Here is a 13,662-nt window from a genome sequence, read left to right as displayed (position 1 = left end):
GATGTTGGAGGATTTCAGAATTTCCCCAGCTGACAGTCTCGACATTGCGATTGCCGGATGCGGTCCGGCAGGGCTGGCGGCGGCTTTACTGCTGCATCGCGGCGGGCACCGGGTCACGCTGTTCGAACGCTTCGATGAACCGCGCCCGCTTGGCTCCGGCCTGATGCTCCAGCCCACCGGCATGGCGGTGCTGGCGAAGCTGGGTCTGGCCGAGGCGGTGGCAATGCGCGGCGCGCGAATCGATGCGCTAAAGGGGCTGGAGGAGCATGGCCGCACAGCGCTGGATGCCCCTTATTCCCGGCTTGGCCTGCCCGGCGCATTCGGCATCGGAATCCACCGCGCCAGCCTGTTCGATGTGTTGTATCAGGCAGCGCTGGGCGCAGGGATCGAGATCCAGACCGCGCATGAGATTACCGGCAGCGCGCTGGCCGCTGGTGGCCGTCAGCTGATCTTTGCCGATGGCGCGCGCTCGCGGCCCATGGATTTGCTGGTGGATGCGACCGGGTGGAACACGCCTCTGGGTGATGGCGGCGCTGATAGTGCAGGCGCTAGCGTGCTGCCCTTCGGCGCGCTGTGGGCCAGCCTGCCGGTGGCGCCGGATGATTCGCATGCGCGCAATCTGCTGGAACAAAGATACCGCCGGGCATCGCAAATGGTCGGAGTGCTGCCCATCGGCACGCGGGGGCCGGGTCAGCCGCAAGAAGTGGCGTTTTTCTGGTCGCTCAAGGGCGCAGACCATGCCCGCTGGCTGGCGACACCGCTGGACGACTGGAAAGCCGAAGTGCGCGCGCTATGGCCTCAAATCGCTTTCCTGCTGGACCGTATCCACACCCGCGATCAGTTGACCTTTGCCCGCTACGCCCACCGCACCGCGCGCCGGTCGCATGGCGACAAATTCATCCGCATTGGCGATGCGTGGCATTCGGCAAGCCCGCAGCTGGGCCAGGGTGCAAATATGGCACTGCTGGATGCCTGGGCGCTGGCGCAGAGGCTGTCGGAAGGGCGGTCGGTCACCGAAGCATTGCGCTATGTCTGCGCTACGCGGCGCGGACATGTGGCGCTGTATCAGGCAGTCACGGCGGCTTTCACACCGCTGTTCCAGTCCGACAGCACGCTGCTACCAGCCCTGCGCGACCGTGTGCTGGCCCCGCTCTCAGGGTTCGCCCCGGTGGCACGGATACAGGCGCAATTGATGAGCGGCCTGTTCGGCTGGCCGCTGGCAATGCTGGGGCTTGACGCGCCGGATTATGCCGCGCTTGCAGCAGCACAGCAGGAGGTTACCTGACGCGGGCTTATTTGTCTGGTTCTGCGGGCACTGGGCGGCGATTGTCGCAGGGAACTGCTCCGCCATCCAGCGAGCGCCGGGTCATCCGCCGCGCCATGTCTTCATCGGCTGTGGCAATCGCATCGCAGCGATCCTCGGCCTCGACGATATCCGCCAGATCCTCGATCGCCTCTTCGCTTTGTTCGATAGCGTCGGCCGCAATCTTGTCGCCGCGGCGGCGCATATCGGCCTCGATCATTTCGAGCATCCGCTGGACCAGCCGCAATTCCTCGCCCAGCCGCTGGTCGAGGACATCGCCGGATTTCTCGACCTCAGGACGCCGCATCGCCTCGCGCAGCGCGCTCAGATGCGTGGTTGCGAGCGATTCGATTTCTGCCGAGTCAAGCGGGGTGCCGCCCGAAATGGCTTTGCCAGTGACATAGTTCATGCGGCGCTAGTGCCGTCTTTCGGTTAAATATCGGTTTCTGAAACAACCGCTTCTTCGATGGCGGCGCGCGCTTCCTCGCTCGCCCAGTCATAGTCGCCCGAAACCCGCCAGACCTCGCGGCCCTGCGCATCGTAGAGCACCGTGGTCGGCAAATCGCTGCTGCCCAATGCGAACAGCAGTTCGGTGTCGGGGTCCAGCCAGGGTTCCAGCCTGGCAAAGTCCCGCTGCGCGAAAAATGCCGCAACCTTGTCTGCGCCGCCCATATCCTGGCTCACCGTCAGCACCCGCAACCGGTCACCATATTCGCCCGCCAGATCATCCAGCAGCGGCATTTCCTTCACGCATGGCGCGCACCATGTGGCCCACAGATTGAGCAGCACCGGCCCGCCCTGCAAGGCGCCCGTGTTCAGCTGCGCCCCTGTTGGATCGGTCAGCGCCACTGCAGGCATCAGTTCACCCGCCATGCCGGTGTCGATAGTACCGCCTGCGGTTGTGGCCGGTGAAGCGGTGGTTTCTTGCGCGGCGTCCGGTGCGCCCCTATCGCAGCCGCCAACAGCAGCGGCGAGGGTCAGGACGAGCGTGAGCGAGAAGCGGACAAACATGGGCAGTTCCAACGCAATGTGGGGCGGCAGGTTCGCCGAAGGGCCTAGCGCGATCATGCGCGAAATCAACGCTTCGATTCCCTTCGACAAGGCGCTGTGGCGGGAAGATATCGCCGGCAGCCGCGCGCATGTTGCCATGTTGGCCGCGCAGGATATCGTCAGCGCCGCCGATGCTGAAACCATCGATGCCGGTCTGGCCGCCATTGCCGAGGAATATGCGCGTGACGGCGTGCCCGAGGACTGGAGCCTCGAAGACATCCACATGACGGTGGAGGCGCGGCTGACCGAATTGATCGGGCCGGTTGCGGGCCGCCTCCACACCGCGCGCAGCCGCAATGACCAGGTCGCCACCGATTTCCGCCTGTGGGTGCGCCATGCGTGCGAGGAAAGCGATGCCGCACTCGCCCGCCTACAGGCGGCGCTGGTCACGCGGGCTGGCGAGCATTCGGCCAGCATCATGCCTGGCTTCACCCATCTGCAAATCGCACAGCCGGTGACGCTGGGCCACCATCTGCTGGCCTATTATGAGATGTTTGAACGCGACCGAAGCCGCTTTGCCGATGCCCGCGCGCGGATGGACCAGTGCCCGCTAGGCTCCGCCGCATTGGCGGGGACGGGCTTTGTGCTGGACCGTGATGCGACCGCTGCCGCACTGGGCTTTGCGCAGCCGACCCGCAACAGCCTAGACGCCGTATCCGACCGCGATTTCGCGCTCGATTATCTGATGGCCGCCAGCCAGTGCGCGTTGCATCTGTCGCGGTTGGCCGAGGAGATGATCCTGTGGGCCAGCCAGCCCTTTGGCTTCATCAAATTGCCTGACAGCCTTTCCACCGGCAGTTCGATCATGCCGCAAAAACGCAATCCCGACGCCGCCGAGTTGGTGCGCGGGCATGCAGGGCGGATTGTCGGCTGTGTCACAGCGCTGATGGTGACGATGAAGGGCCTGCCGCTGGCCTATTCCAAGGATATGCAGGACGACAAACCGCCGGTTTTCGAGGCGGCGGGCCTGCTGGAACTGAGCCTGGCGGCGATGACCGGCATGGTCGCGGACAGTGCTTTCAACACGGCCCGGATGCGCCAATTGGCCGAACAGGGTCACGCCACCGCGACCGATCTGGCCGACTGGCTGGTGCGCGCCGCCGACATTCCTTTTCGCGAGGCGCATCATATTACCGGCGCGGCGGTGAAGCGGGCCGATGAGCGGGGAGTGGCGCTGGACCAGTTGGCACTGGCGGATTTGCAGGCCATTGATGCGCGGATCGACGAGCGGGTGTTTGGCGCGCTGTCGGTGGAGGCTTCGGTCGCCGCGCGCACATCCTATGGCGGGACCGCGCCGGAACGGGTATGCGAGCAGGTGAAGGCCGCGCGGGAGCGGCTGGGACTGGAGTGACCATGCGCAAAGCCGTTTCCCTGATCGCACTGCTGGCGCTGGCCGCCTGCGGGCAGAAAGCCGATCTGACACCGGCCGCCGGGGCCAGCCTGCCGCCCGCACCCTATGGCTCCACCGTACAGCCCAGCGCGGACGAATTGCTTGCGCTTGACCCGCAGGCCGCACCGCAACGCTCGGTGGAATTGCGCACCCGGTCCGAGGAACGCGAAGACGATCCGTTCGACCTGCCGCCGGAATAGGCTTCGCGGCAGGTTGCAGCCTGCCAAGCAAGGCTTGCTCGACAGCGCACTGCGGGGTCTGCAAAGGCGCTGATCATGGACCATTTCACTTATCGCGGCGGCATATTGCACGCCGAGGATGTGCCGCTGCCAGCGATTGCCGAGGCGGTCGGAACGCCGGTTTACGTCTATTCGCGCGCCACGCTGGAACGCCACGCACGAGTGTTCCGCGAGGCATTGTCCGCGCTGGACAACCCGCAGATCGCCTTTGCGGTGAAGGCCAATCCCAATCTGGCCGTGCTCAAAGTGCTCCAGAAACAAGGCTTCGGCGCCGATGTCGTTTCAGGCGGCGAGCTGACGCGCGCGCTGGCGGCGGGCATGGCGCCGGGCAAGATCGTGTTTTCGGGTGTCGGCAAAACGCATGCCGAATTGCTGCAGGCGCTGGAGGCGGGGATTGGCCAGTTCAACCTCGAAAGCGAGGAAGAGGGTTACGAGCTGTCCCTGCTGGCGCAGCGTCACGGCCACCGCGCCGCCTGCGCGCTACGCGTCAATCCCGATGTCGATGCGCGCACGCATGACAAGATTTCGACCGGCAAACGCGAGAACAAGTTTGGCGTACCGCTGGATAGGGCGGCGGATATCTACGCCGCGCTGGCGGATGAAGCAGGCCTCGAAATGCGCGGAATTGCGGTGCATATCGGCAGCCAGCTGGCCAGCCTTGAACCGCTGGAGGATGCCTTCGGACGTGTCGGCGCGCTGATCGGCCAGTTGCGCAAGCGGGGTTGCGCGGTGACCCATGCCGATCTCGGCGGCGGCCTTGGCGTGCCCTACAAAGCGGGCGAAGTGCTGCCCACTCCGGCGGAATATGGCGCGATGGTGGCGCGGGTGACGCGGGACTGGAACGTCGCGCTGACATTCGAACCGGGCCGTGTGATCGCGGGCAATGCAGGTGTGCTGCTGACCCGTGTCATCCGCTCCAAACGCAGCGCGGGCGGGCCGCCCTTCGTGATTGTCGATGCCGCGATGAACGATCTGGCGCGCCCGGCGCTGTATGGTGCGTGGCATGATTTCGACGCGGTGGAACCCAGCGGGGAGCTGGCCCCGGCGCATATTGTCGGGCCGATCTGCGAGACCGGCGATACCTTTGCGATGGACCGAATGTGCGACACGCTGGCCCCCGGCGATCTGGCGGTGTTCCGCACCGCCGGAGCATACGGCGCAACTATGGCCAGCTCCTACAATTCGCGCGGCTTTGTGGCCGAAGTGCTGGTGGATGGCGACCAGTTTGCCGTGGTAGCGGACCGGATCCCCGCTGACGCGATCATGGGGGCCGAACGCGTGCCCGAGTGGCTGGCATGACCGGCGGCGCGATGCATTCCCTGCCGCTGTTCCACCGCATCGCCGGAACCCGCGTCGTGGTGGTGGGCGACGGCGATATGGCAGTGGCCAAGCGGCGGCTGATCCGGCGGGCTGGCGGCGCTGTGTGCAGCGAGGCCGAAGCGCATCATGCGCGGCTGGCCTTTGTGGCGCTGGAGGATACAGGCGCGGCAGAAGCAGCGGCGCTGCGGTTGAAACGGCGCGGGCTGCTGGTCAATGTCGCGGACCGGCCCGAGCTGTGCGATTTTACCACGCCGAGCATTCTCGACCGCAATCCGGTGCTGGTAGCGGTCAGCACGGGCGGAGCATCAGCAGGACTGGCGAAACATATCCGGCTGCGGCTGGAGGCGATCCTGCCGCAATCGCTGGGCCGACTGGCGGCGGCATTGCACGAAACGCGCGCAGCATTGCGGGCGCGCTTTCCGGGCGGTGACGAGCGGCGGCGGGCGCTGGATACCGCGCTGGCGCAGGGCGGCACGCTTGATCCGTTCGATCCGGCGAGCGGCGAGCGGGTAACGGACTGGCTTTCAGGCGCAGCCGTGGATGACACCGCACAGACAGTGGAATTCACGCTCACCAGCGATGATCCCGAAGACCTGACCCTGCGGCAGGCGCGCGCCTTGGGCATGGCCGACCGGGTGCTGCACGATCCCGGCGTGGCCGAGGCGATCCTGATCCGTGCGCGGGCCGATGCCGTGCGGCAATTGCTGAGCGCGCAGCCGGAACCGCAGACCGGCCTCACCGTGGTGCTGCGGCGCGCGGATCACACCGCCGCAAGTTCGGCAGTGCCCACTTCTGCAAAGTAATTCGCCAGCGCGGCGGCACTGGTGTCCGCTAGCGCGATAAAGGCACGGCGGCGGTCTTCCGGGTCCTGCACACGCAGCAGCAACCCCGCCTCCACCATCTGCCCGATCCACCGCAGCGCTGTGGTCGCGGGCACGCCGGCGGCAATACACAGAGAGGTCACGCTGACGCGCAGCCCTTCCCCGCGTGCGGCGGCAAGGTCGAGCAGCATATCCCACGCAGGATCGGCGAAAAGATCGCCATCGAAGAACCGCGCGCGGGCCTGACGCGCCTTGAGAATGCGCCGCAGCAAAGCGGGTTCAGGCAGCCTTGCCCGCACCTTGGCCTCGACCAGATATTCCTCGCCCTGACCGCGCCATGCCGGTGCAGGGGATTCGAGCCGGAACGCCCCGCCCGATGCACTCTTGCCCGGCGATGTCCGTTCCAGCCGCATTGCAATCTGCCCGACTTGCTCAGTCAGGCGCAGCAACATCAGCCGATCTTCCTCATCGAGTTCGCGCAGCCGCAGATTGGGCACATGCGCCAGCGCCCGGCCAATCGCGATCACCCGTTCGGCCCGGCCCGGATCGACCAGAATTTGCGGGCCGGACAGTGCAAAGCAGCCAAACACCGCATCCAGCGCCGCCATGCTGGTGGCCACCACCATCTGCGCGCCCGCCTTGCCCGCACGGATATCCAGCCGCGACAATTGCGCCATATCCTGCGCATCGACCTGTGCGCAGTCGATCAGCAGCAAGTCCCCCAGTGAGGCAATTCCCGCCTGCGCATAGTCCTCCAGAGTGCAGCATTCGATCACCCGGAACCCGGCCGCCTCTGCATCATCATGCAATTGGGCGCGAATAAGCTCGCGGTCGGCGATGATCGTCACCGCCAATTGGCAACCGGCCGAATCCTGCGCCGCCTGATAAGCAAAATCCGCCTGCATCGATTCGCACTCCTTGCCCGAAAGTTTCGAACAGGATGAGAACAAACACGGATCATGTCAAGATTTTGGAGATATTCGCTCCCAAGATTGAACCTTTGACGTCCGGCCTGCGACTATAGGGCCATGATGCAAGCGGGGACACAGCAGGTCACACTGCCCGGCGCGGGCCAGCTGTATGACGAACTGCTCGTCACCATGCTCCAGGCCGGTGACCGCGCCGCTGCCGAGCGGCTGGCGCGGCGCTGGCAGCCACGGTTGCTGCGCACCGCGCGCAGGCTGTTGGGTGAGGACGAATCTGCGGTGAGCGCGGTGCAGGACAGCTGGCTGGCGATCCTGCGCGGCATCGGCAGTCTGCGCGATCCGGCACGGTTTGCGCCCTGGGCCTTTGCGATCCTGCGCCGCCGCTGCGCCGATACCATTCGCCGCGCACAAACCCGGCGCGGGACCGAGGCACCGCTGGAGACCGAACACGCTGCGTTGCCAGAGCCGGATGCAGCGATTGATCTGCGCAATGCCTTTGCTGCGCTGCCCGCTGACCAGCGGCTGGCCGCCCAATTGTTCTTCGTCGAGGGGCTGACTCTCGCCGAGATTGCCGAGGTGCAGGAGGTGCCGCTGGGCACAGCCAAGACGCGCCTGTTCCATGCCCGCCGCAAATTGAAAGCGGCGCTGAAAGGAGACGAATAATGACCGATTTCGACACACGGATCAGCGAGGGTCTGGGCGCCGATGATCAGGCGTTCCTGGCGAGCCTGGAAAGCGACCGGGGATTATACCGGCAGATCGGCGACAGCCTGACCGGGCCGCTGGGCGGCTGGGCGAAGATGGCCTTTGTGCTGTCCTTCGTGATCGGGCTGGGGCTGGTTTATTCGGCCTGGCAGGTGTTCACCGTGGCAGACACCGCAGCGATCATCCGCTGGGCGGCGGTCACGCTGGCGCTGCTGATCATGCAGGGTTTCCTGAAGCAATGGATGTTCAGCCGCATGAACATGCTGAGCATTCTGCGCGAAGTGAAGCGGCTGCAATTGCAGCTGGCCATGCGTCCCGGTGGGGAGGCCTAGGCGCGGATGTAGATCGGCGTGCCGTCGGGGACCAATCCCCACAGCTCGGTAATCTCGGCATTGGTCAGCGCGATGCAGCCATCGGTCCAGTCGCCGGGAATGCGCCCGGTGGGCAGGCCGTTGGGCTGGCCATGGATGAAGATCAGCCCGCCCGGTGACCGGCCCCGCGCCTTGGCAAAGGCGCGGTCCTGCGCATTGGGATAGGAGATGTGCAGACTGAGATAATAGCTGCTCTGCTCGTTCCCGTAATCGATGGTATAGCGGCCTTCGGGCGTGCGCTCATCGCCTTCAAATTGCTTGTGCCCCTGAGGCGCGTCACCGAATTGCAGGCCGCGATAGGTGCGGATGATGATGTCGCCGGAATAGACCCACAGCGTCCGCTCCGACTTGTCGATCACTACCAGATCGGCCACCTGCTCTGCCTGCGCACGCGCTGCCGGAACAGGCTGGGCGCAGGCGGCGAGCAACAGCAGCAGGGCGGACAGAGCGCGCATCATGGCAGGCACTCTAGCCGCTCCTGCCCTATCAATCCATGAACGGATCGCGCACCAGAATGGTGTCGTCGCGTTCGGGGCTGGTCGAGATCAGCGCTACGGGGGTTTCGATCAATTCCTGCACGCGCTGGATATATTTGATCGCCTGAGCGGGCAGATCGGCCCAGCTGCGCGCGCCGGCGGTCGTTTCCTGCCAGCCGTCCATTTCTTCATAGATCGGCTCAACCGCCGCCTGATCAGCGGAGTGGCTGGGGAAATAATCCATGATCTTGCCGTGCAGGCGGTAACCGGTGCAGATTTTCACTGTCGCAAACCCGTCGAGCACATCCAGCTTGGTCAGCGCGATGCCGGTCACGCCGCTGATCGCGCAGCTTTGCCGGACCAGCACCGCATCGAACCAGCCGCACCGCCGCTGGCGTCCGGTGACGGTGCCGAATTCATGCCCGCGCTCGCCCAGCCGCTGACCGTTTTCATCGTCCAGTTCGGTGGGGAACGGACCGCTGCCGACGCGGGTGGTGTACGCCTTGACGATACCCAGCACAAAGCCGGTGGAATTGGGGCCAAGCCCGCTGCCCGATGCAGCAGTGCCGCTGACCGTGTTGGAGCTGGTGACGAAGGGATAGGTGCCGTGATCGACATCGAGCAGCACGCCCTGCGCGCCCTCGAACAGAATCTTGGCGCCCGCCTTGCGGACCTTCTTCAGGCGTTTCCACACCGGCTGCGCATATTGCAGCACGAAGGGCGCAATTTCGCGCAGATCGCGCAGCAAGCGCTCGCGGTCCACCGGCGGTTCTTCAAACCCGGCACGCAGCGCATCGTGATGCGCGCACAACCGGTCGAGCTGCGGTTCCAGATGGTCCAGATGCGCCAGATCGCACACGCGGATCGCGCGGCGGCCAACCTTATCTTCATACGCCGGGCCGATGCCGCGTCCGGTGGTGCCGATCTTGCCGCTGCCCGCTGCGGTTTCGCGCAGGCCGTCCAGATCGCGGTGGATCGGCAGGATTAGCGGGCAATTGTCAGCCACTGCCAGATTGTCAGGGTTGATGGTGACGCCCTGCCCTTCCAGCTTGGCGATTTCCGCCTTCAGCGCCCACGGGTCCAGCACCACGCCATTGCCGATAATCGACAGTGTGCCGGTAACGATGCCGCTGGGCAATAATGACAGCTTGTAGGTGGTATCGCCCACCACCAGCGTGTGACCGGCATTGTGCCCGCCCTGAAAACGCACGACGGCATCGGCGCGGCTGGCCAGCCAGTCGACGATCTTGCCTTTGCCTTCATCGCCCCATTGGGCGCCGATTACGGTGACATTTGCCAAGCTAGCTATCCTTCGAAAAAAAGCCCGCCGCGCCCTAGGGCAAGCCGGTGAGCGGGGCAACATCGCGCGGTGCTTATTCGCCGCCTCCATGCCAGCTTGCGCGGCTGTAGGAAATGGCTGCGGAAAGATTGCGCGCCGCCGCCGTTGGGCTGGTGAACACAGGAGATTTCATGACCGATACCCCCACACTCGCCCTGAACGATGGCCGCCAGCTGCCCCAGCTGGGCTTTGGCACCTGGCAGATTGACGAAGACAAAGCGGCAGACGCCGTGCGCACGGCGGTGGAGGTCGGCTATCCGATGGTCGACACTGCGGCGATTTACCAGAACGAGCGCGGCGTGGGCGAAGGCCTGCGCGATGCGGGCGGCATCTTCCTGCAAACCAAGATCTGGAATGAAAGCCAGGGGTTCGACCGGACGAAAAAGGCGGCGGACAAATGTCTTGAGCGGCTGGGCCGCGAATCGGTGGATATGCTGCTGATCCACTGGCCCTGTCCGGAAAAGGACTTGTTCACCGACAGCTGGCGCGCGCTGATTGGGCTGCGGGAAGAGGGCAAGGCCAAATCCATCGGGGTCTCCAACTTCCGCGAAGAGGATCTGCGGCGGGTTATCGACGAAACCGGCGTGGTCCCTGCACTCAACCAGATCGAACTGCATCCCGGATTTCAGCAACGCGCATTGCGCGCGGTGCATGAAGAGCTGGGGATTGTGACGCAAAGCTGGTCCCCGCTGGGCCAGGGCGGCGGCATGGACAATGCTGCGGTGAAGACGATTGCCGAGGCGACCGGCCAGCCCGCCTCTGCAGTGATCCTGCGCTGGCATATGCAGCACGGCCTGTGCGCCATTCCCAAGGCATCCAGCCGCGATCACATGGCAGCAAATTTCCAGGCGCTGGATTTTGATCTGACCGGCGATCAGATGGCCGCGATCGACGCGCTGGACAGCGCCGATGGACGGATGGGGCCGGACCCTGCCGACTTTAACTGAGCTATGCGCAGGTGCAGCGCGGGCTATAGGATGCTATCGGCCCGCTGCCCTGCCCACTCAAACCGCAAGACATCATTGACCCAGACCGCCCCCATACTGATCGCTGCGCTATATCACTTCACCCGGTTCGCCGACCCTGCCGCGCTGAAACCCGCATTGCAGGCCGCTTGCGATGATGCGGGCGTGCGCGGCACTTTGTTGCTGGCGTCCGAGGGCATCAATGGCACGCTGGCCGGGTCCGATGCCGCGATTGGTGCGGTGCTGGATTCAATCCGCGCGCTGCCCGGTTGCGCGGCGCTGGAGGTGAAGTTTTCGCGCGCTGGCGAAATGCCGTTCCACCGCATGAAAGTGCGTCTGAAGCGCGAAATCGTGACGATGGGCCAGCCCGATCTCGATCCCGCCAAGGGCGTGGGCCATTATGTCGCGCCAGAGGATTGGAACGCGCTGATCGACGATCCCGATACCGTCGTGATCGACACACGCAATGCCTATGAAGTCGGCATCGGCAGCTTCGCCGGGGCGATAGATCCCGAAACCGACAGTTTCAGCGAATTTCCCAACTGGTTCCGCGCCCGCCGCGCGGCTTTCGAAGCAGGCGGCAAAACCCCGCGCATCGCGATGTTCTGTACCGGCGGCATCCGCTGCGAAAAATCCACCGCTTTCCTCAAGAGCGAAGGGCTGGAGGACGTCTATCATCTTAAAGGCGGGATCCTGTCCTATCTGGAGAAAGTGCCCGCAGCGGACAGCCGCTGGCAGGGTGAATGCTTTGTGTTCGACGAAAGGGTGAGCGTGGGCCACGGGCTGGCGGTGGGCGATCACACATTGTGCCGCGCCTGCCGGATGCCGTTGAACGCGGCGGACCGCGCCTCCGATCTGTTTGAAGACGGCGTCAGCTGCCCGCATTGCCATGCCCAGCGCACCGACGAACAACGTGCCCGCTATGCCGAACGCCAGCGCCAGACCGCGTTGGCCCAGCAGCGGGGAGAGGAGCATATTGGTGCCAAGCAGGGTCAGCGCGGCGATGGCTGACATGGTGCTCTACAGCTTCCGCCGCTGCCCCTATGCGATGCGCACGCGGATGGCGCTGGCGATTAGCGGATGCAAATACCAACACCGTGAAGTGGTGCTGCGCGACAAGCCCGCCGAAATGCTGGCTGCATCCCCCAAGGGAACCGTGCCGGTGCTGGTCCGCCCCGATGGCAGCGTGATCGCAGAAAGTTTCGATATCATGCGCTGGGCTTTGGCCCGCAGCGACCCCGAGGGGTGGCTGGAGGGTGATGACACGGCGCTGATCACGGCGAATGACGGGGCGTTCAAACACCATCTCGACAGGTACAAATATGCGGGCCGTTATGACGATGCCGGTGCGTCAGAGGAGCACCGCGCGGCCGGGCTGGCGATACTTGGTGAGCTAGACGCGCGGCTGACGAAATCCGCCTATCTGTGCGGAGAGCGACGGATGCTGGCGGATGCGGCGATCATGCCGTTTGTGCGCCAGTTTGCGCATACCGACCGGGACTGGTTCGCCGCGCAGCCGCTATCCGGCGTGCAGCGCTGGCTGGCGGAAATGACAGCATCCGCGCTATTCACCGGGATCATGGTCAAACACCCCCAGTGGCGCAGCGCCGTCTAAAGCGCGATGGTTTCCGATCCGCTGAGCCGGTGTGTGCAGCCCAGCGCCACCGCATCGTCACCCTCGCCAATGGCCGCCACCGTGCGCCAGCCGATCGCGCGCAGCCGCGATGCCGCTGCATGATCGTGGTCCAATGGCAGGAATAGCGTCTGGCGAAGCGCTTCTGACGCCGTGCCCAGGGCCTCTAGCAGCGGGTCCATATAGAGCGAAAACCCGGTCGCGGCCTCGTCACTGCCGCGGATCGCATAGCTGCCGCCGCGGCCCGCAACGCCGCGCGCGCCGCCGGCATAGAGCGTGAAACCGAACCAGCTCTGATATTCAAAGCCGTGCCGCTCGCTGGGGTCCAGCGTGACGCGGGCACTGTCACCGACAGCAGCAGCAATTGCGCGCAGCCCGCTGATCCGGCTCGCCAGCGCGCCGCCTGCATCAATGGCGGAGAGCTTTTCGATCGCGTCGTCAAACGGCCCGGTGGCATAGAGCAGCGGCAGATAGGCCTGCCCCCCCACTTCGGCCAGTTCGCCAGCGTCCTTCATATCCAGTTCGCGGCGCACCGCATCGCGCTGCCCAGCGTCCAGCGGCAACGCCTGCTGCGCCAGCGTATCGACCAGATCGGGGAGCGTGAAATCAACCGAGACATCAGCGATCCCGGCGGCCTTCAACGTGTCGATGGCCAGCATCACCATTTCGATTGCGGCGGCCACGCTGTCGCTGCCGATCAGCTCTGCCCCCATCTGTAAGCGCTGGCGCGCGGGGTCCAGCTGGTCGGCGCGCAGCACGGCAATTTCGCCTGCATAACACAGCCGTAATGGGCGCGGGGCGGCAGACAGGCTGGTCGCGGCAATCCGCCCGATTTGCGGGGTCATATCGCTGCGCAAGGCCAGCGTGCGCAGGCTTTCGGGATCGGTAAAGCGCGCCATGCGCCGCGTGTGCACGCCCTCCATCCGTCCAGCGAGCGAGTGCTCGAACTCGATCAGCGGGGGGCGCACCCGGTCGAAACCATGCGCATCCATCGCATCCAGCACCGCGCGCATGGTTCGCGTGATCGCGGCGGCGCGCTGCGGCAGCGCGTCTTCGAGGCCGATGGGGAGTAGATCATCTTGGTTGGGCATCGTCACATCTCTTCATCGCACCGGCCGCCGGGA

General features: G+C 65.1%; 16 protein-coding genes. 10 read left to right on the top strand and 6 right to left on the bottom strand.

What is annotated here, in order from left to right; all coding sequences use genetic code 11:
- The first annotated feature begins 1 nt into the window (after position 1).
- Positions 2–1,285 (top strand): FAD-dependent oxidoreductase, encoded by a 1,284-nt coding sequence (locus tag FEV51_RS05520; RefSeq protein ID WP_138616771.1) that lies wholly within the window; start codon positions 2–4, stop codon positions 1,283–1,285.
- A gap of 7 nt (positions 1,286–1,292) precedes the next feature.
- On the opposite strand, the gene FEV51_RS05515 is transcribed toward FEV51_RS05520, so the two are convergent.
- Entirely contained in the window at positions 1,293–1,712 is a 420-nt protein-coding gene (locus tag FEV51_RS05515; protein ID WP_138616768.1) for a hypothetical protein, read from the bottom strand.
- 23 nt (positions 1,713–1,735) lie between these two features.
- Positions 1,736–2,314, bottom strand: coding sequence for a TlpA family protein disulfide reductase (locus FEV51_RS05510; protein WP_246034455.1), 579 nt, complete (start codon positions 2,312–2,314; stop codon positions 1,736–1,738).
- Here FEV51_RS05510 and argH point away from each other — a divergent pair.
- From argH to FEV51_RS05490, 4 genes are all read left to right on the top strand, one after another.
- Complete coding sequence (gene argH, locus FEV51_RS05505; protein ID WP_246034454.1) at positions 2,313–3,704, top strand: argininosuccinate lyase; 1,392 nt, start codon at positions 2,313–2,315, stop codon at positions 3,702–3,704. The two genes, FEV51_RS05510 and argH, sit on opposite strands and share 2 nt — an antisense overlap.
- Before the next feature lie 2 nt (positions 3,705–3,706).
- A complete protein-coding gene (locus FEV51_RS05500) occupies positions 3,707–3,943 on the top strand; it encodes a lipoprotein (protein WP_138616764.1) in 237 nt (78 codons plus the stop codon).
- A 75-nt stretch (positions 3,944–4,018) separates the two neighbouring features.
- Positions 4,019–5,281 (top strand): diaminopimelate decarboxylase, encoded by a 1,263-nt coding sequence (gene lysA / locus FEV51_RS05495; protein ID WP_138616762.1) that lies wholly within the window; start codon positions 4,019–4,021, stop codon positions 5,279–5,281.
- Positions 5,278–6,105 (top strand): precorrin-2 dehydrogenase/sirohydrochlorin ferrochelatase family protein, encoded by an 828-nt coding sequence (locus FEV51_RS05490; protein ID WP_246034476.1) that lies wholly within the window; start codon positions 5,278–5,280, stop codon positions 6,103–6,105. The genes lysA and FEV51_RS05490 overlap by 4 nt, the downstream gene beginning before the upstream one ends.
- Here FEV51_RS05490 and FEV51_RS05485 read toward each other — a convergent pair.
- A complete protein-coding gene (locus FEV51_RS05485; RefSeq protein ID WP_138616761.1) occupies positions 6,063–7,028 on the bottom strand; it encodes a helix-turn-helix domain-containing protein in 966 nt (321 codons plus the stop codon). The two genes, FEV51_RS05490 and FEV51_RS05485, sit on opposite strands and share 43 nt — an antisense overlap.
- Positions 7,029–7,151: 123 nt before the next feature.
- Between FEV51_RS05485 and FEV51_RS05480 the strand changes: the two genes are divergently transcribed.
- Both FEV51_RS05480 and FEV51_RS05475 read left to right on the top strand, forming a co-directional pair.
- Positions 7,152–7,712, top strand: a complete 561-nt coding sequence (locus FEV51_RS05480; protein WP_138616759.1) for an RNA polymerase sigma factor — start codon at positions 7,152–7,154, stop codon at positions 7,710–7,712.
- A complete protein-coding gene (locus FEV51_RS05475; protein WP_138616757.1) occupies positions 7,712–8,086 on the top strand; it encodes a DUF6768 family protein in 375 nt (124 codons plus the stop codon). Before FEV51_RS05480 ends, FEV51_RS05475 begins: the two co-directional genes overlap by 1 nt.
- Here FEV51_RS05475 and FEV51_RS05470 read toward each other — a convergent pair.
- Positions 8,083–8,583: a L,D-transpeptidase family protein gene (locus tag FEV51_RS05470; RefSeq protein ID WP_138616755.1), complete on the bottom strand. Its 501-nt coding sequence runs from the start codon at positions 8,581–8,583 to the stop codon at positions 8,083–8,085. The genes FEV51_RS05475 and FEV51_RS05470 overlap by 4 nt on opposite strands.
- A gap of 28 nt (positions 8,584–8,611) precedes the next feature.
- Complete coding sequence (locus FEV51_RS05465; protein WP_138616753.1) at positions 8,612–9,901, bottom strand: adenylosuccinate synthase; 1,290 nt, start codon at positions 9,899–9,901, stop codon at positions 8,612–8,614.
- Positions 9,902–10,071: 170 nt separating this feature from the next.
- Between FEV51_RS05465 and FEV51_RS05460 the strand changes: the two genes are divergently transcribed.
- The 3 genes from FEV51_RS05460 to FEV51_RS05450 are packed head-to-tail and all read left to right on the top strand — an operon-like array spanning position 10,072 to position 12,520.
- A complete protein-coding gene (locus tag FEV51_RS05460; RefSeq protein WP_138616751.1) occupies positions 10,072–10,887 on the top strand; it encodes an aldo/keto reductase in 816 nt (271 codons plus the stop codon).
- A 30-nt stretch (positions 10,888–10,917) separates the two neighbouring features.
- Positions 10,918–11,916, top strand: coding sequence for an oxygen-dependent tRNA uridine(34) hydroxylase TrhO (trhO, locus tag FEV51_RS05455; RefSeq protein WP_138616749.1), 999 nt, complete (start codon positions 10,918–10,920; stop codon positions 11,914–11,916).
- Complete coding sequence (locus tag FEV51_RS05450) at positions 11,909–12,520, top strand: glutathione S-transferase (RefSeq protein ID WP_138617252.1); 612 nt, start codon at positions 11,909–11,911, stop codon at positions 12,518–12,520. The genes trhO and FEV51_RS05450 overlap by 8 nt, the downstream gene beginning before the upstream one ends.
- Here the strand turns inward: FEV51_RS05450 and FEV51_RS05445 are convergent.
- Entirely contained in the window at positions 12,517–13,629 is a 1,113-nt protein-coding gene (locus FEV51_RS05445; protein ID WP_138616747.1) for an ATP phosphoribosyltransferase regulatory subunit, read from the bottom strand. The two genes, FEV51_RS05450 and FEV51_RS05445, sit on opposite strands and share 4 nt — an antisense overlap.
- Positions 13,630–13,662 lie beyond the last annotated feature (33 nt).

It is taken from the genome of Qipengyuania marisflavi, from assembly GCF_005884405.1.
Lineage (GTDB): Bacteria > Pseudomonadota > Alphaproteobacteria > Sphingomonadales > Sphingomonadaceae > Qipengyuania > Qipengyuania marisflavi.
This window is presented reverse-complemented; position numbering and strand designations above follow the sequence as displayed.